Origin of the sequence: Tepidimonas sediminis (genome assembly GCF_007556605.1) — a bacterium.
Classification (GTDB): Bacteria; Pseudomonadota; Gammaproteobacteria; order Burkholderiales; family Burkholderiaceae_C; genus Tepidimonas; species Tepidimonas sediminis.
In genome coordinates this window covers 1-21,639 of sequence record NZ_VJND01000007.1, presented here as the reverse complement: position 1 = coordinate 21,639, position 21,639 = coordinate 1, and the positions used below count along the sequence as shown (strand labels likewise).

General features: G+C 73.3%; 18 protein-coding genes. 5 read left to right on the top strand and 13 right to left on the bottom strand.

Annotation, left to right across the window (positions count from 1 at the left end; translation table 11 throughout):
• Positions 1 to 8 precede the first annotated feature (8 nt).
• The 9 genes from Tsedi_RS06755 to queG form a co-directional block, all read right to left on the bottom strand.
• Positions 9 to 3,080, bottom strand: coding sequence for an efflux RND transporter permease subunit (locus Tsedi_RS06755; protein WP_143894939.1), 3,072 nt, complete (start codon positions 3,078 to 3,080; stop codon positions 9 to 11).
• 20 nt (positions 3,081 to 3,100) lie between these two features.
• The gene (locus Tsedi_RS06750; protein WP_143894937.1) at positions 3,101 to 4,429 is read right to left on the bottom strand and encodes an efflux RND transporter periplasmic adaptor subunit; all 1,329 of its coding nucleotides are present in this window, start codon (positions 4,427 to 4,429) and stop codon (positions 3,101 to 3,103) included.
• An 86-nt stretch (positions 4,430 to 4,515) separates the two neighbouring features.
• Entirely contained in the window at positions 4,516 to 4,953 is a 438-nt protein-coding gene (gene rnhA / locus Tsedi_RS06745) for a ribonuclease HI (RefSeq protein ID WP_143894935.1), read from the bottom strand.
• Entirely contained in the window at positions 4,950 to 5,732 is a 783-nt protein-coding gene (locus Tsedi_RS06740; protein WP_143895110.1) for a class I SAM-dependent methyltransferase, read from the bottom strand. The genes rnhA and Tsedi_RS06740 overlap by 4 nt, the downstream gene beginning before the upstream one ends.
• Positions 5,733 to 5,793: 61 nt before the next feature.
• Positions 5,794 to 6,711, bottom strand: coding sequence for a hypothetical protein (locus tag Tsedi_RS06735; RefSeq protein WP_143894933.1), 918 nt, complete (start codon positions 6,709 to 6,711; stop codon positions 5,794 to 5,796).
• A gap of 135 nt (positions 6,712 to 6,846) precedes the next feature.
• Positions 6,847 to 7,566 (bottom strand): hypothetical protein, encoded by a 720-nt coding sequence (locus tag Tsedi_RS06730; RefSeq protein ID WP_143894931.1) that lies wholly within the window; start codon positions 7,564 to 7,566, stop codon positions 6,847 to 6,849.
• Positions 7,563 to 8,555, bottom strand: coding sequence for an MlaD family protein (locus tag Tsedi_RS06725; protein WP_246099201.1), 993 nt, complete (start codon positions 8,553 to 8,555; stop codon positions 7,563 to 7,565). Before Tsedi_RS06725 ends, Tsedi_RS06730 begins: the two co-directional genes overlap by 4 nt.
• Before the next feature lie 7 nt (positions 8,556 to 8,562).
• Complete coding sequence (locus tag Tsedi_RS06720; RefSeq protein ID WP_143894929.1) at positions 8,563 to 9,321, bottom strand: ABC transporter permease; 759 nt, start codon at positions 9,319 to 9,321, stop codon at positions 8,563 to 8,565.
• A gap of 10 nt (positions 9,322 to 9,331) precedes the next feature.
• Positions 9,332 to 10,471 carry a tRNA epoxyqueuosine(34) reductase QueG gene (queG, locus tag Tsedi_RS06715; RefSeq protein ID WP_143894927.1) on the bottom strand — a complete coding sequence of 380 codons (1,140 nt, stop codon included), beginning with the start codon at positions 10,469 to 10,471 and terminating at the stop codon, positions 9,332 to 9,334.
• A gap of 22 nt (positions 10,472 to 10,493) precedes the next feature.
• Here queG and tsaE point away from each other — a divergent pair, with 22 nt between their 5' ends.
• Genes tsaE through miaA form a run of 5 tightly spaced genes read left to right on the top strand, consistent with a single transcriptional unit; the run spans position 10,494 to position 16,795 of the window.
• On the top strand, positions 10,494 to 11,021 hold the full coding sequence (gene tsaE / locus Tsedi_RS06710) for a tRNA (adenosine(37)-N6)-threonylcarbamoyltransferase complex ATPase subunit type 1 TsaE (protein ID WP_143894924.1): 528 nt from the start codon (positions 10,494 to 10,496) through the stop codon (positions 11,019 to 11,021).
• Positions 11,018 to 12,424, top strand: coding sequence for an N-acetylmuramoyl-L-alanine amidase (locus Tsedi_RS06705; protein WP_143894922.1), 1,407 nt, complete (start codon positions 11,018 to 11,020; stop codon positions 12,422 to 12,424). The genes tsaE and Tsedi_RS06705 overlap by 4 nt, the downstream gene beginning before the upstream one ends.
• A 34-nt stretch (positions 12,425 to 12,458) precedes the next feature.
• The gene (mutL, locus tag Tsedi_RS06700) at positions 12,459 to 14,351 is read left to right on the top strand and encodes a DNA mismatch repair endonuclease MutL (RefSeq protein WP_143894920.1); all 1,893 of its coding nucleotides are present in this window, start codon (positions 12,459 to 12,461) and stop codon (positions 14,349 to 14,351) included.
• Between the two features lie 56 nt (positions 14,352 to 14,407).
• A complete protein-coding gene (locus Tsedi_RS06695; RefSeq protein WP_143894918.1) occupies positions 14,408 to 15,652 on the top strand; it encodes a multidrug effflux MFS transporter in 1,245 nt (414 codons plus the stop codon).
• A gap of 9 nt (positions 15,653 to 15,661) precedes the next feature.
• Positions 15,662 to 16,795 (top strand): tRNA (adenosine(37)-N6)-dimethylallyltransferase MiaA, encoded by a 1,134-nt coding sequence (gene miaA / locus Tsedi_RS06690; protein WP_143894916.1) that lies wholly within the window; start codon positions 15,662 to 15,664, stop codon positions 16,793 to 16,795.
• Positions 16,796 to 16,812: 17 nt separating this feature from the next.
• Here miaA and Tsedi_RS06685 read toward each other — a convergent pair whose 3' ends face one another.
• The 4 genes from Tsedi_RS06685 to Tsedi_RS06670 all read right to left on the bottom strand — a co-directional run bounded on the left by Tsedi_RS06685 (position 16,813) and on the right by Tsedi_RS06670 (position 21,350).
• Positions 16,813 to 17,775: an NAD(P)H-dependent flavin oxidoreductase gene (locus Tsedi_RS06685; protein WP_143894915.1), complete on the bottom strand. Its 963-nt coding sequence runs from the start codon at positions 17,773 to 17,775 to the stop codon at positions 16,813 to 16,815.
• Positions 17,775 to 19,565, bottom strand: a complete 1,791-nt coding sequence (locus tag Tsedi_RS06680) for an acyl-CoA dehydrogenase (protein WP_143894913.1) — start codon at positions 19,563 to 19,565, stop codon at positions 17,775 to 17,777. Before Tsedi_RS06680 ends, Tsedi_RS06685 begins: the two co-directional genes overlap by 1 nt.
• Before the next feature lie 64 nt (positions 19,566 to 19,629).
• On the bottom strand, positions 19,630 to 20,574 hold the full coding sequence (locus tag Tsedi_RS06675; RefSeq protein WP_143894911.1) for an electron transfer flavoprotein subunit alpha/FixB family protein: 945 nt from the start codon (positions 20,572 to 20,574) through the stop codon (positions 19,630 to 19,632).
• Positions 20,575 to 20,600: 26 nt separating this feature from the next.
• Entirely contained in the window at positions 20,601 to 21,350 is a 750-nt protein-coding gene (locus tag Tsedi_RS06670) for an electron transfer flavoprotein subunit beta/FixA family protein (RefSeq protein ID WP_143894909.1), read from the bottom strand.
• Positions 21,351 to 21,639: the final 289 nt, after the last annotated feature.

The following is a 21,639-nucleotide window of genomic DNA, read 5'->3' as shown; positions in this document are numbered from 1 at the left end:
CGAGACATTTACGCGACGCCGACGCTGCCTTCCACCACCGTCCGATCCGGCCCCGGCACGCGGCGGCGCGCCAGCAGCAGGTACATCGTCGGCACGACGAAGATGGTCAGCAAGGTGCCCACGCTCATGCCGCCGACGATGACCCAGCCGATCTGCTGGCGGCTCTCCGCCCCGGCGCCGGTGGCCAGCGCCAGCGGAATCGCGCCCAGCACCATCGCGCCGGTGGTCATCAGGATCGGGCGCAGGCGCAGCTCGGCGGCGCGGCGCACGGCGGCCAGCGTCTCCAGCCCCTGCTGGCGCAGCTGGTTGGCGAATTCCACGATCAGGATGCCGTGCTTGGTGATCAGGCCCACCAGTGTGACCAAGCCGATCTGGCTGAAGACGTTGAGCGTGCCGCCGGTCCACTTCAGCGCCGCCAGCGCCCCCAGCATCGACAGCGGCACCGACAGCATGATGATGAACGGGTCGACGAAGCTTTCGAACTGCGCCGCCAGCACCAGGTAGATGAACAGCAGCGCCAGCACGAACACCAGCGCCAGCGCGCCGGAGGCGGCGCGGAATTCGCGGCTCTGGCCGTTGAGGTCGGTGGTGTAGCCCTCCGGCAGCACCTCGCGCGCGATCTGGTCCATCGTCGCCAGCGCCTCGCCGAGCGCGAAGTCCGGCGCCAGGTTGGCGGTGATCGAGGCGCTGCGCCGCTGCGCGAAGTGGTTCAGCTCGCGCGGGGCCACCACCTCCTGCACCTTGACCAGCGCCGACAGCGGCACCATCGCGTCGTTGCGCCCGCGCACGTAGAGCCGCTCGATGTCCTGCGGCACGCTGCGGTCGCTGGCCGCGGTCTGCACGATGACGTCGTACTGCTCACCCTCGCGCTTGTAGCGGCCGACGACGCGGCCGCCCAGCATCGTCTCCACCGTGCGCGCCACCGCGTCGACGCTGACGCCCAGTGCCGCGGCACGCTCACGGTCCACCTCCAGCCGCAGCTCGGGCTTGTTCATGCGCAGGTCGGTGTCCACCTGCAGGAAGCCCGGATACTGCGCCATGCGGCGCTGGAACTCGCCGACCACGCGCGCGAGGTTGGCGTAGCTGTCGTTGGTGGTGATGACGTAGTTGACCGGCCGCTCGCGAAAGCCCTGCCCCAGCGACGGCGGCGTGATCGGAAACGCCGTCACGCCCGGCAGGCCGGCGACCTTCGGCGCGATCTCGCGCGCCAGCTCCAGCGTCGAGCGCTGGCGCTCCTCCCACGGCTTGGCGCGGAAGAAGACCGTGGCCTGCGACACGGTGGGGTTGCCGACCAGCGCGAAGATGCGGTCGAACTCCTCGTACTGCGCGCCGATGCGCTCGATGGCGGCGGCGTAGCGCGAGGTGTAGGCGGCGGTGGCGCCATCCGGCGCGTTGACGATGTTGAGGATGACGCCGCGGTCCTCCAGCGGGGCGAGCTCCTGCTTGGTGGTGCGCAGCAGCCAGAGGCTTGCCGCCGCGCTGGCCAGCATCACCAGCACCACCGCCCAGCGCCAGCGCAGCGCCACCGCCAGGGCCGCAGCGTAGCCGCGCGTCAGCGCCTGCAGCGCGCGCTCCATCGTGCGGTCGAACCAGCCCGGCTGCGCCTGATGGCGCAGCAGCCTGGCGCACATCATCGGAGAGAGCGTCAGCGCCACGAAGCCTGACACCAACACCGCCCCGGCGAGCGCCAGCGCGAACTCCGCGAACAGCCGCCCGGTGCGCCCCGGCGTGAAGGCCAGCGGCGCGTACACCGCCGCCAGCGTCAGCGTCATCGCCACCACCGCGAACGCGATCTCGCGCGCGCCCTTGATCGCCGCGGCCAGCGGCGTCATGCCCTCCTCGATGTGGCGGTGGATGTTTTCCAGCACGACGATGGCGTCGTCGACCACCAGCCCGATGGCCAGCACCAGCGCCAGCAGCGTCAGCGTGTTGATGGTGAAGCCGAACAGCGCCATCAGCGCGAACGCCCCGATGAGGCTGACCGGAATCGTCACCAGCGGGATGACGGAGGCGCGCGCGCTGCGCAGGAACACGACGATGACCAGCGTCACCAGCACCACCGCCTCCAGGATCGTCGCGTAGACGGCCTTGATCGAGCGGTCGATGAACACCGAGTTGTCGTTGGCGACCTGCACGTCGATGCCGGGGGGCAGGTCGGCGCGCACCTTGTCCAGCAGGGCGCGCACGGCGGCCGACATCTCCAGCGGGTTGGCCGTGGCCTGGCGGATCACGCCCAGCGACACCGTGTCGCGGCCGTTCAGGCGCACGGAAGTGCGCTCATCCGCCGCCCCCTGCTCCACGCGCGCCACGTCGCCGACGCGGATCGGCAGGCCGCCGACCTGCCGGATGACGACGGCGCGGAACTGCTCCGGCGTCTGCAGGTCGGTGGCGGCGGTGACGTTGAACTCGCGCAGGCGGCTCTCCACGCGGCCCGCCGGCACCTCCAGGTTGGCGCGGCGCAGCGCGTCCTCCAGATCCTGCACCGTCAGCCCGTAGGCCGCCAGGCGATCCGGGTCCGGCCACAGCCGCATCGAGAAGCGCCGCTCGCCGAAGATGCGCACCTCGGCCACGCCGGTGGCCGTCTGCAGCACCGGCTTGGCGATGTGGTTGGCCAGATCCGTCAGCTCCAGCGGGCCGTAGCGATCGGACGACAGCGCGATCCAGATGACCGGAAAGGCGTCGGCCTCCACCTTGGCCACCACCGGCTCGTCCACCGTCTGCGGCAGGCGGCCGCGCACGCGCGCGACCTTGTCGCGCACTTCGGCCGCGGCGGCGTCGGGGTCACGCTCCAGCCGGAAGCGCACGGTGATCTGGCTCTGCTCCGGCCGGCTGATCGAGGTGATGACGTCCACGCCCTCGATGCCGGCCAGCGAGTCCTCCAGCGGCTTGGTGACGGTGGATTCGATCACCTCGCTGGAGGCGCCGGCCAGCCGCGTGGTGACGGTGACGACCGGCTCGTCGATCTTGGGGTACTCGCGCACCGCGAGCTGCCGGAACGAGACCCAGCCGACCAGCACGATCAGCAGCGACAGCACGGTGGCGAACACCGGGCGGCGGATGGCGATTTCGGGCAACTGCATGGGCCGCTCCTCGCGCCGCCTCAGGCACCCGGCCGCGCCGGGATGCCACCGCCGGGCTGACCACCGCCGGATCCGCCCGCGCCCGGGTCGCCACCGGGCTGGGCCGCACTGGAAACCCCCGACGGGCCAACGTGCGGCTGGCCGGTGCCGCCGCCCGCCCCCGCCGGCCCGCCCGGTGCGGGGCGGTTCGGGTCGATGACGCGCACCGGCGTGCCGTCACGCTGCAGGCGCTGCTGGCCGGCGATGACGATGGTGTCGCCGGCCTGCAGGCCCTGGGTGACCTGCACCTGGCCGTCGCGGCGCAGCCCCAGGCGCACCGCCACGCGCTCGACCTCCGGCGGAGCTTCTCCTGCCGCCGGGCGCAGCCGCCAGACGAAGAACTGCTGCCCCTGCGGCACGATGGCTTCCTCCGGCACCAGCAGCGCGGCCTCGTCACGCCCCAGCTCCAGCGCCACGCGCACGAACATGCCGGGCTGCAGGCCGTGGCGGCCGCCGTCCAGCGCCGCGCGCACCACCAGCGCCCGCCCGTCGGCGTCCAGCGCCGGGTCGATCGCGACGATGCGCGCCGGCACCGTCTGACCGGGACGCGCGTCCACCTGCAACCGCAGCGGCTGGCCGACGCGCACGCGCGGCTGCAGCCGCTCCGGCAGGCGAAAGTCCACCACCAGCTGCGACAGGTCCTCCAGGTGCACGAGCTCCGCGCCGTCCTTGACGTATTCGCCCACGTGCACGGCGCGGATGCCGGCCACGCCGTCGAACGGCGCCACGATGCGCATGCGCGCCAGCCGCGCCTGCGCCAGATCGACCTGCGCCTGCGCCACCTGCACGGCGGCGCGGCTTTCGTCCAGCACGCGCTGGGCGACGAAGCCCTGCGCCACCAGCTCCTCGTTGCGGCGCAGGTTGGCCTGCTGCACCGCCAGCTGCGCCTGCGCCTGGGCCAACTCCGCGCGTTGCAGCGCGTCGTCCAGCTGCACCAGCAGCTGCCCCTTGCGCACCGGCGCGCCGTCGGCAAAGCCGATGGCGACGATGCGCCCGGCCACCTCGGGCCGAATGACCACGCGCTGGCGCGCGGCCAGCGTGCCGACCGCCTGCGCCTCCTCGACGATCGGAGCCACCTGCACGGAGGCCACCTCCACCGCCGGCGGGCCGCCGCGGCCGGGGCCAGCCGGACCGGCCCCAGGGCCACCCGTGCGCCCCGGTGCGCCCGGGCCGGCGGCGGTCGGCGCGGAGGCGGCCACGCCTGCCCCGGCCCCTTGGCCCGCCGGTGCCGGTCGCTGCCACCACCAGGCGCCCAACGCCAGCGCGATCAGCGCCGCCCCCGCCAGCCATGCCACCGGTCGTCTGGCCATGCCCATGCTCGTCCCCGCTCGTGTTGATCCGGCGGGCACTGTAGCGCAAGCCCTTTGCTGGCGTGTAAACCGGGGTGACGGGCCCGTCAACGCACTGGCACGCCGCGGTTGGCCAGCGCGTCGGCGCGCTCGTTGCCGGCATCGCCGCTGTGGCCGCGCACCCAGTGCCAGTGGATCTCGTGACCGCGCGCGTGCACCAGCTCGTCGAGCCGGCGCCACAGGTCCTCGTTCTTCACCGGCTTGCGCCCGGCGGTCTTCCAGCCACGCGCCTTCCAGGCCGGCAACCATTCGGTGATGCCCTTGCGCACGTACTCGCTGTCCAGGTACAGGTGCACGCGGCACGGGCGCTTCAGCGCCGCCAGCGCCTCGATCACCGCGGTCAGCTCCATGCGGTTGTTGGTGGTCAGCGGCTCGCCGCCCCAGAGTTCCTTTTCGGCGCGGCCGGCGCGCAGCAGCGCGCCCCAGCCGCCCGGCCCCGGGTTGCCCTTGCAGGCCCCGTCGGTGTAGATGGTGACGTCGGTCATGGTGCGGAGGGGTCGCCGTCGCGGCGCGCCACCACCGCCGGGGCACGGGCGGCGCGCAGCGGCCGCCACGCCGGCCCCAGCAGGTGCATGCCGCGCACGCGCTTGACGGCGACGATGAAATACACGGCGCCCAACGGCGCCCAGGCCCACGGGCCGCAGCGATCCATCCAGGCCCAGCGCTGCAGCCAGCGCTCGCTGCGCACGGCGGGGCGGTAGCAACCGTAGACGAGCCGCTCGACCTCCAGGCTGAGCAGCCGCAGCCAGTCCTGCAGCCGCCACGGACCGATGAAGGCGCCAGCCTCCGGCAGGTACAGCCGTGCCCAGCGCGTGCCGGCCAACCCGAGCCGCGCCGCCAGATGGGCGCGGCCCTGGCGCAGGCCCCACAGGCTCAGCGGGTTGAGGCCGCTGATGACCACGCGCCCGTTGGGCACCAGCACCCGCTCGACTTCACGCAGCACCGCGTGCGGATCGGCGCTGAGCTCCAGCGTGTGCGGCAGCGTGACCAGATCGAGGCTGGTGGAAGGAAACGGCAGCGCCGCGGCGTGCGTGACCAGATCGACCGCGCGCCGCGGTGCACCGACGGTGTCCAGATCCGGCGCCAGTTCCTCCGGCGCAGCCAGCCAGCGGTGCGGCATGCGGTTGGCCGCCAGCGTATCCAGCTCCGGCAGGCCCAGCTGCAGGGCGTGGTAGCCGAACGCGTCGGCCACCGCGTCAGCGAAGCGCCGCGCCTCCCACCCCAGCAGGTAGCGCCCCGGCGCGGTGCAGAACCAGCCGGCCAGCTCCCGCCCCAGGTGCGTCGGCTCGGGCGGAAGGTCGCGCACGCCCGGGCGTTCCACGGCATCAGGTGGACACGGCCGGCGCGGGATCGGCTGCCGCGGCAGCCGGCTCCAGCGGCTCGCCCAGCACGGTGGCGCGCACCATCTCGCGCATCAGGCGTTTTTCGGGAAAGCTGAGGTTGCGGCCCAGCTCGCGGCGCACCTGCATCAGGATGCGCCGGTCGGCCTCCGGTGGCACCCCCTGCTGCTGGCGCATCGCGGCGGCCAGATCCAGCCGCTCGTCCTGCGGCTCGGCCGCCCACCAGTCGCCGATGATGCGCGCGACTTCGGCGCGCCAGTGCGCGTCGGGCTCGGCGGGCTGCTCGCGCGCGCCACGTTCGTCGCGCTCGCCTGCGTCGGCCCGGGTCAGCGCCTCCCATGCCGCGGCGGTCAGCGTCACGCGGCGGTCGGCCTGTTGCAGCAGGCGCGCCCAGCTCGGATCGTCCTGCGCCAGGCGCGCAAAGTCGTGCACCCCCTCGTCGGCCAGCAGGGCCACGCGTGCGCCACGCCACTGCGCCTCGTCCAGGTAGGGGATCAGCCGCTCGTCGTCGCTGGCCACCAGCAGCAGGCAGCCCGGCAGGTGTTGCGCCAGCTGCACCATCTCGCCACCGAGCGCGCGCACCAGGCTGAGGCCGCCATCGGCGGTGTGCGCCGGCACCGGGCGCACCACGACGTCGTCGTGCAGTTCGGCAGCGCCCTGATCGGTGAACAGGACCGTGCGCAGCAGCGTGCCGTCGCTGCCGGCTGCCCGCATCAATTGCGCCATCACGCCCGGCAGCGCGGCGCGCTGCAGGGTACGCACCGGCTCGCTGCCGGTCTGCGCGGCCAGCCACAGCAGGAAACGTTCGTCGACCAGCGCCACGCCGGGGGCGTGGTGGCCGGCATGGGCGCCGTGCCGGCGCGGATGGGAGGGTCGGGAAACGGAAGGAAAGCGGCTTTTCATTCGAGAAACGACATCCAGAGACGATGCAGGCGGGGCTCCGGCGCAGACGAAATGGCAACGACCGGCCCGGCCCCGTCGACTAGACGGCCGGTCGCGGCCCGATTGTGCCGCAATGGCGCCGCGGCCGCCTGCCCCTCAGGGCGCCGGGGCGGCGTCCGAGCCGGACTGCAGCAGCCAGGCGAGGCGCCGGCGGGCGCGCTGGGCGGTGGCGACATCGCCGGTCTGCTCGGCCAGGCGCTGCTGCACCGCCAGCCACGCCGCCAGCGGCCTGCGCCACCCCTGCGCCGCAGCGGTGTCCACCAGCAGCGCCACCCCTTCGCTGTCGAGCCGGCCCGCCTGCCACAGCCAGCCGCCGGCCACGAGCCGGCTCACCGGGTCGTCCAGACCGCGCAGCGCCACCAGCGCCGTCGCGGGGTCAGGCGTCGGCCCGAGTGCACGCAGGGCCAGCGTCGATGCCGGCAGCGTGACCGGCATGGCCCCCCCCGCGCCTTCGGCGGCCGGTGGCGGCAGCGCGCCGGCCAGCCAGGCGGCGTAAGCGCGCTCCGCAGCGCTGGCGTCGGGCAGGAAGGGCTCGGCCGCGCGGCAGGCGCCTGGCTGTGCGGCGGCCAGCCGCAGCGCGCAACGCAGCAGTGCCACGCGCGCCAGCGCCTGGGCGTCCGCGGCGCTGCGGGCGGCTTGCTCTGCCCGCGCCCAATGCAGCGCGGCGCCCCGATCGCGCGCCTGCAGCTCGGCCGCGACGCCCTGTTCGACCGCCTGGCGCAGGTCCAGCCGCCAGTCCGGCACCGGCGGACGCACGGCACAGCCGGCCAGCAGCGTGGCCGCCACGATGGCCGTGAGCCGGCGGCGGCTCGTCATGGCAGATGAACCTCCACGTCGCGCGCAAACGGCCAGCGTCGCTGCACGTCCAGCATCAGCGCGTCGACGCGCCTGAGCGTCACCTCCACTTCGGCGCGCAACGCGTCCAGATCGACGGTGGCGGCGCGCACGTTGCGCGCCACGCCGTGCGCCTCGTCGAGCACGCCGTCGACGCGCCTGAGCGAGCCGCGCAGGTCCTCGAGCAGCGCGCGTGCCTCGCGCAGGGCGGCCTGGGCGTCGCCTGCCACTCCCTCGGGGGCGAGCAGCCGCTCGTCGGCGCGCTGCACCACCGCCTCGACGCGCTGCAGCACGCCTTGCACGCCGGCCAGCACGCGCCGGCTGTCCTCCAGAAGCACGGTGACGCGCCGGCGGTCGGTCTCACCCAGCACGGCCTGCAGCGCGCCACCGGGCCCGTTGGCACGCGCCAGCAGCTCGCGCAGCTCGCGCAGGCTGGCGTTGACGGGTGCCTCCGGCGCGGTCATCGCCTTGAGCTGCTCGACCAGCTCGCGCGCGGTGTTGACCACGCGCGGCAGATCGGCCAGCGCGTCGCCGCGCAGCACGGGCCGCACCGCGCCGTCGGGCAGCGGCGGGCTGTCCATCACGCCGGTGAAGGCGCGCAGCTTGGTGCCGCCGACCAGGCCGCGCTCCAGCGTGAAGACGCTGACCTCGCGCAGCCAGCGCGCGTCGCGGCGCGGCACGTCCACCTCGATGCGCACGCTGCCGTCGTCGGCCAGGCCGATGCGGCGCACGCGGCCGATGGCAAAACCCGAGAACGTCAGGTCCATGCCGACGGTGACGCCCTCGGCATCGTCGGTGACGAGGATCAGGCGCTGCGTCGGCTCGAAGACGCCGCGCGCATGCATCAGGTACAGGGCCGCCGCCACCAGCAGCAGCGCCAGCAGCGCCAGCAGCGCCCGCGCACGCCGCTCGATGCCGCGCGGCGGGGACACCTCATCAGCGGCGGCCATCTCGTCAACCCGGTTGCCCATGGTGGGTTCAATAATAGTTGCCCAGCAGCGCCAGCAGCTCCACGGCCAGCAGCACCGCCGCGGTGCGTACCAGCGCCCGCACGTCGCCTTGGGCACGCGCATCGAACATCGCCGCCAGCGGCACCACCCCCACCGCCAGCGCGAAGCCCAGCGTCTTGAGCGTGAAGATCAGCGTCACCGACGGGTCGAAGATCTGGCCGACCGCGCGCGTGTACATCGGCAGCGCCCAGGGGGAGAAGCCGTACAGGTTGAGGTAGGTGAGCACCGAGGCGATGACGCAGCTGGTCAGCGTCAGCAGCACGGTGGCGAACGCCCCGCCGAGCGCACGCGGCAGCACGTGCCGGCGCCACGGTTCGGGGTCGTCGGGCGGCGCCAGCCGGCCTTCCAGACGCAGGCGGCGCAGCTCCGCGCCGCGCGCCAGCATCACGCGCAGCAGCACGAACAGCGCGGCGGCCAGCGGCAGCAGCTCCAGCACCAGCACGCGCACCACCGTCTCCACGGCGTACTGCGTCAGGCCGTAGCCGAGCGCGGTGACGACCACGATGCGGATCAGCACCTGGCCGAACAGCGCCGACAGCACGGCGTACCACCACAGCGCCGGCAACGCCGCCTGCACCAGGTGCTGCGCCACGCGCGGCCAGGCCGCACCGCGGTAGCTGGCCGGCTGCAAGGCCAGCGCCAGCAGCCGGCCCGTCAGGCGCAGCAGCGCCCGCCAAAGGGCCCAGCCGCGCAGTGCCGCCTCCGCAGGCAGGGGACGGGATTCCATGGACGCCATGTTAGCCGAGCGCCCAGGCCACGTGCTCCCGTACCAGCGGCGTGTCGGCGCCGGTCTGCAGCGCCGCGACCAGCGCGTGCGCGACGGCCTGCGCGGTGGCCTGGTCGCCGCTCGCCATCAGAGCCCTGCGGGCGTTGCCCAGTGCCACGGCCAGGTTGCGGCGCCAGCGCTCGTGGCCGATGCGCCGGATCGCGCTGCCCTCGGTGCGCCGCTCGAACGCCGCCGTGTCCCAGCGCCACAGCTCCAGCAGCGTGGCCGCGTCCAGCGCGTGGCGCGGCTCGAAGTCCGGCAGCGCGCTGCGCCGGGCGAACTTGTTCCACGGGCACGCCAGCTGGCAGTCGTCGCAGCCGTAGATGCGGTTGCCGATCAGCGGGCGCAGCGCCGGCGGGATCGGGCCGGCATGCTCGATCGTCAGGTACGAGATGCAGCGCCGCGCATCCAGCCGGTACGGCGCCACGATGGCCTGCGTCGGGCACGCGTCTAGGCACGCGCGGCAGCGACCGCAGCGGGAAGACTCCGACGGCGTGCGCGGCAGCCACCGGTCGATGAAGATCTCACCGAGAAAGAACGTCGAGCCGGCCTGGCGGCTCAGCAGGAGCGTGTGCTTGCCGCGCCAGCCCAGCCCGCTGCGTGCGGCCAGCTCCACTTCCAGCACCGGGGCCGAATCGGTGAACACGCGGCACGCCGGTGGCGGCGCGTGCGGCTGCAGCTCGACCCACGCGGCCCGCAGGCGCTCGGCCAGCTTCTGCAGCCGCTGCCGCAGCACCTTGTGGTAGTCGCGCCCGCGGGCGTAGAGCGAGACCACGGCCGCCTGCGGATCATGCAGCCGCCCCCATTCCCGCGCGCGCCAGTCGGGTGCGGCCGCCGCCGGCAGGTAGTCCATGCGCGCGGTGATGATGCTGACGGTGCCGGGCACCAGCTCGGCCGGGCGCGCGCGCTTGCAGCCATGGCGCGCCATGTAGTCCATCGTGCCATGGCAACCTTCGCGCAGCCACGCAAGCAGCCCGGCCTCGGCGTCCTGCAGGTCGATGCCGGCCACGCCGATCTGGGAAAATCCGAGCTCCTGCGCCCAGCCGCGCAGCCGCCGCAGCAACGCGTGGGCGGCGGCCGCCTCCAGCGAGCCGGGCGGTGGCGGTTCCATGCGGCCACATTGTAGGGAAGCGATGACGTCCAACCCCTGTCACCCGACGACGACCTTGCGCTGGCCCGCGCAGGAGGAGGCGGCGCTGGCGGCGCGGCTGCGGCGGCTGGCGCAGTGGCTGCGCGCCGACGCCGCCCGGGCCGACCTGCTCATCACCCTGCACGGCGACCTCGGCGCGGGCAAGACCACCTTCGTGCGCCACCTGCTGCGCGCGCTGGGCGTGCAGGGGCGCATCAAGAGCCCGACCTATGCGCTGGCGGAGCCGTACGAGCTGGTGCTGGACAACGGCGTGCTGCCGGCCTGGCACGCCGACCTCTACCGCCTGCAGGATCCGCGCGAGTGGGCCGAGGCCGGTCTGCAGGAACTGCTGGCCGGCCGCGGACTCCGACTGGTCGAGTGGCCCGAACGCGCCGGCGCGGCGCTGGACATGGCGGACCTGGCGGTGCGGCTGATCCCGACGACCGACGACGGCCTGCGTGACGTCGAGCTGGCCGCCGGCAGCGCCAAGGGTCGGGCCGTGCTGGACGCCCTGCGCGACGACCCCGTATGAGCATCGCCCCTGCACACGCTTGCGAGTGCCTTGACGGCCGCCGTGCGGCACTGCGGGCGCTGGCGGGCTGGCTCGGCGCGCTGGCGCCGGGGTGGCCGGCGCCGGCTTGGGCGGCGCGCATCATCGGCGTGCGCGTCTGGCCGGCGCGCGACTACACGCGCGTGACGATCGAATCCGACGGCGCGCTGCAGGCCACGCCGCTGTACGTGGCCGATCCGCCGCGGCTGGCGGTGGACATCCGCGGCGCCGACCTGCTGCCTGCCCTGCAGGCGCTGGTGCAACGCATCACGCCGGACGACCCCTACGTGGCGCGCGTGCGCGTGGGTCTGTTCGATCCCGACACGGTGCGGCTGGTGCTGGACCTGAAGGCGCCGGTGCGCCCCGAAGTGTTCCAGCTGGAGCCGGTGGCGGCCTACCGGCACCGGCTGGTGCTGGACCTGGTGCCGCTGCAGCCGCTCGATCCGCTGGAGGCCCTGATCGCGCGCCACAGCGGCGTCGAGCCGCCGGCCTCCTCCGCCATGGCCGAGCCGCCCGCCCCTGCGACGGCCGACCCGCTGGGCGAATGGCTGGCGCGGCGCGAGCAGGCGGGTCCGGCGTCCGGCGCGGCCCCCGCCCCGCCCGCAGCGGCCCGCGCGCCGGCGCAAGCGGCCGCCCCCACCGCACCGGCGCGGCCCGCGGTGGAACGCCTGATCATCGTGGCGCTCGACCCCGGGCACGGGGGCGAGGACCCGGGCGCGATCGGGCCGGGCGGCACACGGGAAAAGGACATCGTGCTGGCCATCGCGCGACTGCTGCGCGACGAGCTGGATGGCACGCGCGTGGGCGGCCACACGGTGCGCGTCTTCATGACGCGCGACGACGACTACTTCGTGTCGCTGCACACCCGCGTACAGAAGGCGCGACAGGTGCAGGCCGACCTGTTCGTCAGCCTCCATGCCGACGCCTTCTTCTCGCCGCGGCCGCGCGGCGCCAGCGTCTACGCGCTCAGCGAGCGCGGCGCCTCCAGCGCGGCGGCGCGCTGGCTGGCCAACCGCGAAAACGGTGCCGACGCCATCGGCGGCCTGCCGGTGCAGGTACGCGACGTGCACGTGCAGCGCGCGCTGCTGGACATGAGCATGACCGCGCAGATCAACGCCAGCCTGCGCCTGGGCGACACCCTGCTGCAACGGCTGGCGCGCGTCGGTCCGCTGCACAAGCCGCGCGTCGAGCAGGCGGGCTTTGCGGTGCTGCGCGCCCCCGACATCCCGAGCGTGCTGGTCGAGACCGCCTTCATCAGCAACCCGGAGGAGGAGCGGCGGTTGCGCGACCCGGCCTTCCAGCGCCAGCTGGCGCGCGAGCTGGCCGCCGGCATCCGGGCGCACTTCGAGCGCCACCCGCCGGCCGCCCGGGCCCGGCGCCTGTGACGCAGGCGCGCGGGCGTCGGCCTAGAATCGGACGGTGAGCGCCCTCCCCCCCACCGCCTCCGCACAGCCCGTCGCCAGCGCGCGGCGGCCGATCCGGCCGCTGCCCGACGATCTGATCAGCCAGATCGCCGCCGGGGAGGTCGTCGAGCGGCCGGCTTCGGTGGTGCGCGAGCTGGTGGACAACGCGCTCGACGCCGGCGCGCGCCACGTCACGGTACGGCTCGCCGGCGGCGGCATCCGGCTGGTGGCGGTCGAGGACGACGGCGTCGGCATCCCGCGCGAGGAGCTGCCGCTGGCGCTGCAGCGTCACGCCACCAGCAAGATCCGCGACCTCGACGAGCTGGAGGCGGTGGCGACGATGGGCTTTCGCGGCGAGGCGCTGGCGGCCATCGCCTCGGTGGCGGAAGTGACGCTGACCTCGCGCAGCGCCGAGGCCACCGACGGCTGTGCCTGGACCCTGGAGGCCGCCAGCGGCGAGCTGCGCCCGGCCGCGCGTCCGGTGGGCACCACCGTGGAGGTGCGCGAGCTGTTCTTCCGCACGCCGGCGCGGCGCAAGTTTCTCAAGAGCGAGGCCACCGAGCTGGCCCACTGCATCGAGGCGGTGCGGCGCCACGCGCTGGCACGCCCGGAGGTGGCCTTCGCGATCTGGCACGAGGGGCGCCTGCTGCACCACTGGCCGGCCACCACGGCGCTGGTGCCGGAGCTGGCCTGGTCACGGCGCGTGGCCGACGCGCTCGGCGACGAGTTCGTCGAGGCGACGCTGCCGGTGCAGGCCGAGGCCGGACCGCTGCGCCTGCGCGGCCTGATCGTGCAGCCGCAGGCTGCACGCGGCCGCGCCGACCGCCAGTTCGCCTACGTCAACGGCCGCTACGTGCGCGACAAGGTCATCGCGCACGCCGTGCGCAGTGCCTATGACGACGTGCTGCATGGCCAGCTGCAGCCGGCCTACGTGCTGTGGCTGCAGATCGACCCGCGCGCGGTCGACGTCAACGTGCATCCGACCAAGATCGAGGTGCGCTTCCGTGACGCCGGCGCGGTGCACCAGGTGGTGCAGCACGCGCTGGAGCAGGCGCTGGCGCGACCGCGGGCCGGTGAGCCCGCACCGCCCGCCCCGGCTCCCGCGGCGCCGCCAACCGCACCCGCCCCCCCGCGCCCCTGGGACACGACCCGCTACGCCGCCGCGCCGGCGCTGGCGCTGGCGGCGCGGGAACCGCTGCCGCGCTGGCCCGGCTGGCTGCATGAGCCTGCCGGTGCCGCCACGTCCGCGCCGAGGCCGGCCGAGGCCGGGCCCGTGCCGGACGAGGCCGAGGCCGCCGACGAGGCGGGCAGCGGCGACTGGCCGCTCGGTCGCGCGCTGGCGCAGCTGCACGGCGTCTACATCCTGGCGGAAAACGCCCGCGGCCTGGTGCTGGTGGACATGCACGCCGCGCACGAGCGCATCGTCTACGAACGGCTCAAGGCGCAGCTGGCGCGCGATGACGACGCGCCGCTGCCGAGCCAGCCGCTGCTGCTGCCGGCGACGTTTGCCGCCACGCCGCTGGAGCTGGCCACCGCCGAGGCATGCACCGCGGTGCTGCGGCATCTGGGGCTGGAGGTCACGGCGCTGTCGGCGCAGACGCTGGCGGTGCGCAGCGTGCCGGTGCTGCTGGCGCAGGCCGATCCGGTGGCGCTGACGCGCGCGGTGCTGGCCGAGCTGCACCAGCACGGTGGCGTCCAGGTGTTGCGCCGTGCCCAGCACGCGCTGCTGGCCACGATGGCCTGCCATGGCGCCGTACGCGCCCATCGGCGCCTGACGCTGCAGGAGATGAACGCGCTGCTGCGCCAGATGGAGGCCACCGAGCGCAGCGACCAGTGCAACCACGGGCGCCCGACGTGGCGCCAGCTGACGCTCAAGGAGCTGGACGCGCTGTTCCTGCGCGGGCGCTGAAAGGACGGCGCGTGGGTGACGGCGCTGGCGCACCGCTCTTGTTACCATCCATAACCATGTCGTCCACCTCCGCTTCCGCGTCGATGCCGTCCGGCTGGGTCGTCGTGTTCCTGTCGCTGCTGCTGGGCGTGCAGCCGCTGGCCACCGACCTGTACCTGCCGGCCCTGCCGTCGATCACCGCGGCGTTCGACGCGCCGATGGCCAAGGTGCAGGCCACGCTGTCGGCGCTGCTGCTGGCCTTCGGCATCGCCCAGCTGGTCTGGGGACCGGTATCGGATCGCTTCGGGCGCCGGCCGGTGCTGCTGGCCGGTCTCACGGCCTACACGCTCGCCTCCGTGGGCAGCGCGCTGGCCGGCAGCATCGAGCAGCTGATCGTCTGGCGCATCGTGCAGGGCGCGGCGATGGGCGCGGCAGTGATGGGGGCACGCGCCATCGTGCGCGACCTCTATCAGCCGGCCGAGGGGGCGCGCATGATGTCCAGGGGCTTGAGCGGCCTTGGCCTGTTCGCCTGCCTCAGCGGCCCGCTGGGCGGCTGGCTGACCGAACACGCCGGCTGGCGCGCCGCGCTGGCGGCGCTGGCGGTCTTTGGCGCGGTGGCGCTGGCGCTGGTGACGCTGCGCTTTCGCGAGACGCTGCCGCAACGCAACCCGCAGGCGCTGCGGCCGGCCGAGATGCTGCGCATCTGGGGCCGCATCGCGCGTCACCCGACGTTCTGGGCCTGGGCGCTGCTGGCGGCCACCTCCTACGGCGGCCTGTTCACGTTCCTGGCCACCTCCTCGTTCGTCTTCATCACCGTGCTGGGGCACAGCAAGACCGGCTACGGCCTGCTGATGCTGTCGATGTCGACGGTGTACATCGCCGGCACGTTCCTGTGCCGGCGCCTGATCCCGCGGCTGGGCGTGCGGCGCACGGTGGCGCTGGCGGCGGCCTTCACGCTGACCGGCGGCACGCTGGCCGGCGCGCTGGCGCTGGCCGGCCTGCACACCACCTGGGCCATCATGGGGCCGTTTTACCTGTTCATCCTCGCGCACGGCGTGCACCAGCCGTGCGGCCAGAGCGGCGCGGTGGCACCGTTTCCGCAGGCCGCCGGGGCGGCCTCGGCGCTGGCCGGCTTCATCATGATGGTCACCGCCTTCGCGATGGGCACCTGGCTCGGCCAGCGCATGTCCACCGGGGCCGACACCGGCGTCTACCCGCTGACCAACGGCCTGTGGTTCTGGGGCGTGCTGATCGCCCTGGTGGCCTGGACGCTGGTGCAGCGCCACGGCGAAGTCCGCCCCGCCCCGGTGCCGACGCGATAATCGCGCCCCATGCAGCCCGATCGCAGCCCCCCGGCATGCGACTGGCTGGCGCTCGCAGGCCCCACCGCCGGCGGCAAGACCGCGCTGGCGCTGGCCATCGCCGAGCGCTGGCCGGTGGAGATCATCAGCGTCGACTCGGCGCTGGTCTACCGCGGCATGGACATCGGCACCGCCAAGCCCGGCGCCGCCGAACGCGCGCGCGTGCCGCACCACCTGATCGACATCCGCGACCCGCGCGAGCCGTACAGCGCGGCCGAGTTCGTGCGCGACGTCCGCGCGCTGCTGCCGGCGATCCGGGCGCGCGGGCGCTGGCCGCTGCTGGTCGGCGGCACGATGCTGTACTTCAAGGCGCTGTTCGACGGCCTGGACGAGCTGCCGCCGGCGCAACCGGCGCTGCGCGCGGCCATCGAGGCCGAGGCGCGCGCGCGTGGCTGGCCGGCACTGCATGCCGAGCTGGCACGCGTCGATCCCGTCACCGCGGCACGGCTGGCGCCGCACGACGCGCAACGCATCGGCCGCGCGCTGGAGGTCTGGCGCGCCACCGGTCAGCCCCTGTCGGCGCTGCAGCGGCGCTGGCGCCACTCCCCCGGCGCGACGCCAGCCGACCCCGACCAACCCGGCGAGGGCGGGCAGCCCGGCACCTCACCTGCGCCCCGGACGGCAGCGACGCCGACCATCGGCGGCTTGCGCGGCCGACTGCTGAGCCTGGAGCCGCAGGATCGCGGCTGGCTGCGCCCGCGCATCGACGCCCGCCTGCAGGCGATGTGGCGCGACGGGCTGCTGGAGGAGGTGCGCCGTCTGCGCGCGCGCGGCGACCTGGGGCTGCACCTGCCGGCGCTGCGCTGCGTCGGTTACCGGCAAGCGTGGGAGGCACTGGACGAGGCCGGCGCGGCCGGCCGCCACGCCCTCACCCCCGACGAGCACGCGCAGCTGCACGAGCGCGCCGCCGCCGCGACGCGTCAGCTGGCCAAGCGGCAGCTGACGTGGTTGCGCTCGATGCCGGCGCGCCACGTGCTGCCGGCCGACGCGGCCGACGTGCTGCCGCGCACGCTGGCCGTCGTCGAGGCCGCCTGGGGGCTGCCCGGCAGCGCCCCGCCCGCGCCGTCCGTGCCTTCCGGGACGGGCGAGGCCGCCCCGTCCTGAGGACGCCGCGCCGCTGCTTACGCCGCGGCACCGCACAGGCGGGCACGTGCCTCGGCGTATTCGCGCTTCAAGCGCTCGATCACCTGCGCCGCCGGCCGTACGGCATCCACCACCGCGATGCCCTGCCCGCAGCCCCAGATGTCCTTCCACGCCTTGGCGCCGGTGGAGGCGAAGTTCATCTTGCTCGGGTCGCTTTCGGGCAGGTGATCCGGATCGAGCCCGGCGGCGCGGATCGAGGGCTTGAGGTAGTTGCCGTGCACGCCGGTGAACAGGTTGGTGTAGACGATGTCGTCGGACGTGCACTCGACGATGCACTGCTTGTAGGCGTCGCTGGCGCGTGCCTCGTCGGTGGCGATGAACAGCGAGCCGATGTAGGCGAAGTCCGCCCCCATCGCCTGCGCCGCCAGGATCGCGCCCCCGGTGGCGATGGAGCCCGACAGCGCCAGCGGCCCGTCGAACCAGCGCCGGATCTCCTGGATCAGCGCAAACGGGCTCTTGGTGCCGGCGTGCCCGCCGGCACCCGCGGCCACCGCGATCAGGCCGTCGGCGCCCTTGTCGATGGCCTTGTGCGCGAACGTGTCGTTGATGACGTCATGCAGCACCACGCCGCCCCAGCGGTGGACGGCCTGGTTGACATCCTCGCGCGCGCCCAGGCTCGTGATGACGATGGGCACCTTGTACTTTTCGCACAACGCCATGTCGTGCTCGAGCCGGTCGTTGCTCTTGTGCACGATCTGGTTGATCGCAAACGGCGCGGCGGGCCGGTCGGGGTGCGCGGCGTCGTAGGCCGCCAGCGTCTCGGTGATCTCGGCCAGCCACTCGTCCAGCTGCGAAGCCGGGCGGGCGTTGAGCGCCGGCATCGAGCCGACGATGCCGGCCTTGCACTGCTCGATGACGAGCCTGGGGTTGCTGATGATGAACAGCGGCGAACCGATCACCGGCAGCGCCAGCCGTTGCAGGACGGAGGGGATGCGGGCCATCAGAACGCCTCCAGCGCCATGGCCTTGAGCGAGCCGGCCCCGTGCACGATGGCGTCGCGCTGCGCCAGCGCGCGCGGCAGGATGTGCTCGGCGTAGAAACGCGCGGTGGCGATCTTGGCGCGCATGAACGCTTCGTCGCGACCGGCGGCCAGCTCCTGCTCGGCGGCCAGCAGCGCACGCGCCATCTGCCAGCCCGCCATCAGGTTGCCGGCCAGCATCAGGTACGGCACGCTGCCGGCGTAGGCCGCCACCGGATCGGCCTTGGCCTGCGCGGCGATGAAGCGCACCACCTCCTCGTACGCGGCGCGGGCGGCCTGCAGCCGCACGCGCACCGCCTGCGCCGCCTCGCTGCCGCTCGAGGCCAGCGCCTGCTCGGTGGCGGCCACCTGCGCGGCCACCGCCAGCGCCACCGCGCCGCCGTCGCGCGCCGTCTTGCGCCCGACCAGGTCGTTGGCCTGGATCGCCGTGGTGCCCTCGTAGATGGTCAGGATCTTGGCGTCCCGGTAGTGCTGCGCAGCGCCGGTCTCCTCGATGAAGCCCATGCCGCCGTGCACCTGCACGCCCAGGCTGGTGACCTCGTGGCTGATCTCCGTGCTGTAGCCCTTGACCAGCGGCACCATGAACTCGTAGAAGGCCTGGTTCTGGCGCCGCGTGGCCTCGTCCGGGTGGTGGTGGGCGGCGTCGTAGGCGGCAGCCGCCACCGCGGCCATCGCTCGGCAGCCTTCGGTGAGCGCGCGCATCGTCATCAGCATGCGGCGTACGTCCGGGTGGTGGATGATCGGCGCCGCGCCGGCCACGCTGCCGTCCACCGGGCGGCTCTGGATGCGTTCGCGCGCGTACTGCACCGCCTTCTGGTAGGCGCGCTCCGACAGCGCGATGCCCTGCAGACCCACCGCGTAGCGCGCCGCGTTCATCATGATGAACATGTACTCGAGGCCGCGGTTCTCCTCACCGACCAGGTAACCGACGGCGCCGCCGTGGTCACCGTACTGCAGCACGCAGGTGGGGCTGGCCTTGATGCCGAGCTTGTGCTCGATGCTGACGCAGTGCACGTCGTTGCGCGCGCCCAGACTGCCGTCCGGGTTGACGAGGAACTTCGGCACGATGAACAGGCTGATGCCCTTGACGCCCTGCGGCGCGCCGGTGACGCGGGCCAGCACCAGGTGCACGATGTTGTCGGCCATGTCGTGCTCGCCGTAGGTGATGAAGATCTTGGTGCCGAAGATCCGGTAGGTGCCATCGGGCTGCGGCTCGGCGCGCGCGCGCACCAGCGACAGGTCGCTGCCGGCCTGCGGCTCGGTCAGGTTCATGGTACCGGTCCAGCGCCCTTCGATCATCGGCGGGATGTAGGTGGCCTTCTGTTCCTCGCTGCCGGCGGTCAGCAGCGCCTCGATGGCGCCGTCGGTCAGCAGCGGACACAGGGCGAAGCTCAGGTTGGCGGCGTTGAGGATCTCGGTGCACATGGCGCCGATGGCCTTCGGCAGCCCCTGGCCGCCGAACTCGGCCGGATGCTGCAGCCCCTGCCAGCCGCCCTCGGCGTACTGGCGGAACGCCTCCTTGAAGCCGGGCGTGGTGAACACCTGCCCGTCGCGCCACCACGAAGGATTCTTGTCGCCTTCCCAGTTCAGCGGCGCGATCACCTCCTCGTTGAGGCGTGCGCACTCCTCCAGCACCGCCTGCGCGGTCTCGAGGTTGGCGTCCTCGAAGCCGGGGATGCGGTTGATCTCGTCCAGCCGTGCCAGGTGCTGCAGCGCAAACAGCATGTCCTTGACGGGCGCCTTGAAGGTCATCGATGTCTCCTTGCGGCAAAAAAGAGGGCATCCGCCGGATGCCCCGATGCAGACGGATGCGGCGTCAGAGCGCCCGGGTCAGTTCCGGCACGGCCTGGAACAGGTCGGCCTCCAGCCCGTAGTCGGCGACGCTGAAGATGGGCGCCTCCGGATCCTTGTTGATCGCCACGATCACCTTGGAATCCTTCATGCCCGCCAGGTGCTGGATCGCGCCGCTGATGCCCACCGCCACGTAGAGTTCCGGCGCGACGATCTTGCCGGTCTGGCCGACCTGCCAGTCGTTGGGGGCGTAGCCGGCGTCCACCGCGGCGCGGCTGGCGCCGATCGCGGCGCCCAGCTTGTCCGCCAGCGGCGTGATGACCTCGTTGAATTTCTCGGCGCTGCCCAGCGCCCGGCCGCCCGAGACGATGATGCGCGCGGCGGTCAGCTCGGGGCGGTCGCTCTTGGCCACCTCGCGCCCGACGAAGCGGCTCTTGCCGGCGTCGGCCACCGCCGCCACGCTCTCGATGGCAGCCGCCCCACCCTGCGCCGGCGCGGCGTCGAAAGCCGTGGTGCGCACGGTGATGACGTGGCGCGCGTCACCGCTGCGCACGGTGGCAATCGCGTTGCCGGCGTAGATCGGCCGCTCGAAGGTGTGGGCGTCGATCACCGCGGTGATGTCGCTGATCTGCGCGACGTCGAGCCTGGCCGCCACGCGCGGCGCGACGTTGCGCCCGGCTGCCGTGGCGGGAAAGAGGATATGGCCGTAGTCCCCGGCCAGCGCCAGCACCTGCGCGGCCAGGTTTTCCGCCAGGCCGTGCGCCAGCGCCTCGCCGTCGGCGTGCAGCACCTTGGCCACGCCGGGCACCTGCGCGGCGGCCTGCGCGGCCCCGCCGGCCTGCTGGCCGGCCACCAGCACGTGGATGTCGCCGGCGCCGGCAGCCTGCAGCTTCAGCGCCGCGCCGATGGCGTGGAGGGTGGCCCCCTTGAGGGTGGCGTGGTCGTGTTCGGCAATCACGAGGATGGTCATGGCGTGCTTCCTTTCCCCGGGGGTGTTCAGATGACCTTGGCTTCGTTGCGCAGCTTGTCCACCAGCGTGGCCACGTCCGGCACCTTGATGCCGGCCTGACGCTTGGGCGGCTCGGCCACCTTCAGCGTCGTCAGCCGCGGCGTCACGTCCACGCCGAGATCGGCCGGCTTGACGGTGTCCAGCGGCTTCTTCTTCGCCTTCATGATGTTGGGCAGCGTCACGTAACGCGGCTCGTTGAGCCGCAGGTCGGTGGTGACGATGGCCGGCAGCTTCAGCGCCAGCGTCTCCAGGCCGCCGTCGATCTCGCGCGTGACCTCGACCTCCTCGCCCTTGACCTCCACCTTGGAGGCAAAGGTGGCCTGCGGCCAGTCCAGCAGCGCCGCCAGCATCTGCCCGGTCTGGTTGGCGTCGTCGTCGATCGCCTGCTTGCCCAGGATCACGAGCTGCGGCTGCTCGCGCTCCACCAGGGCCTTGAGCAGCTTGGCCACCGCCAGCGGCTGCAGCTCCACGTCGGTCTCCACCAGGATGGCACGGTCGGCCCCGATGGCCATCGCCGTGCGCAGCGTCTCCTGGCACTGCGCCACGCCGCACGAGACGGCCACCACCTCGGTGGCCACCCCCTTCTCCTTCAGGCGCACCGCCTCCTCCACCGCGATCTCGTCGAACGGGTTCATGCTCATCTTGACGTTGGCGATGTCGACGCCGCTGCCGTCGGCCTTGACCCGCACCTTGACGTTGTAGTCCACCACCCGCTTGACCGGGACGAGAATCTTCATGCCTGTTGCTCCTGAAGGTCGTTGGGGCCACCATGCCCGGATTGACGTTTACGTTAACGTCAATTCGGCTGGCATTGTACGGGCGGTTGCCCGCCACGCAAAAACGAACGATCGTTCGATTTTTGGCGCATTATAGGCAGCGACGCCGCCAGCCACAAGCCCAGTCTTGTCCAACGAGGTATGAGCCTGAACGAGGCGTTGTGATTCCAACGAGGTGTGAGCCTGAAGGGGCGATCTGGGTCGATCATTTTTCACATGGTGATCGACATGAACGACTCTGCCCTGGGCA

What these genes read in the sequence shown, in the direction of transcription:
- Tsedi_RS06720 (WP_143894929.1), bottom strand. Translation starts at nt 9,321, where the DNA reads ATGGAATCCCGTCCCCTGCCTGCGGAGGCGGCACTGCGCGGCTGGGCC.
- miaA (WP_143894916.1), top strand. Translation starts at nt 15,662, where the DNA reads ATGCAGCCCGATCGCAGCCCCCCGGCATGCGACTGGCTGGCGCTCGCA.
- queG (WP_143894927.1), bottom strand. Translation starts at nt 10,471, where the DNA reads ATGGAACCGCCACCGCCCGGCTCGCTGGAGGCGGCCGCCGCCCACGCG.
- Tsedi_RS06750 (WP_143894937.1), bottom strand. Translation starts at nt 4,429, where the DNA reads ATGGCCAGACGACCGGTGGCATGGCTGGCGGGGGCGGCGCTGATCGCG.
- Tsedi_RS06680 (WP_143894913.1), bottom strand. Translation starts at nt 19,565, where the DNA reads ATGACCTTCAAGGCGCCCGTCAAGGACATGCTGTTTGCGCTGCAGCAC.
- tsaE (WP_143894924.1), top strand. Translation starts at nt 10,494, where the DNA reads ATGACGTCCAACCCCTGTCACCCGACGACGACCTTGCGCTGGCCCGCG.
- Tsedi_RS06670 (WP_143894909.1), bottom strand. Translation starts at nt 21,350, where the DNA reads ATGAAGATTCTCGTCCCGGTCAAGCGGGTGGTGGACTACAACGTCAAG.
- Tsedi_RS06685 (WP_143894915.1), bottom strand. Translation starts at nt 17,775, where the DNA reads ATGGCCCGCATCCCCTCCGTCCTGCAACGGCTGGCGCTGCCGGTGATC.
- Tsedi_RS06730 (WP_143894931.1), bottom strand. Translation starts at nt 7,566, where the DNA reads ATGACGAGCCGCCGCCGGCTCACGGCCATCGTGGCGGCCACGCTGCTG.
- rnhA (WP_143894935.1), bottom strand. Translation starts at nt 4,953, where the DNA reads ATGACCGACGTCACCATCTACACCGACGGGGCCTGCAAGGGCAACCCG.
- Tsedi_RS06695 (WP_143894918.1), top strand. Translation starts at nt 14,408, where the DNA reads ATGTCGTCCACCTCCGCTTCCGCGTCGATGCCGTCCGGCTGGGTCGTC.
- Tsedi_RS06735 (WP_143894933.1), bottom strand. Translation starts at nt 6,711, where the DNA reads ATGAAAAGCCGCTTTCCTTCCGTTTCCCGACCCTCCCATCCGCGCCGG.
- Tsedi_RS06675 (WP_143894911.1), bottom strand. Translation starts at nt 20,574, where the DNA reads ATGACCATCCTCGTGATTGCCGAACACGACCACGCCACCCTCAAGGGG.
- Tsedi_RS06705 (WP_143894922.1), top strand. Translation starts at nt 11,018, where the DNA reads ATGAGCATCGCCCCTGCACACGCTTGCGAGTGCCTTGACGGCCGCCGT.
- Tsedi_RS06755 (WP_143894939.1), bottom strand. Translation starts at nt 3,080, where the DNA reads ATGCAGTTGCCCGAAATCGCCATCCGCCGCCCGGTGTTCGCCACCGTG.
- Tsedi_RS06725 (WP_246099201.1), bottom strand. Translation starts at nt 8,555, where the DNA reads ATGGGCAACCGGGTTGACGAGATGGCCGCCGCTGATGAGGTGTCCCCG.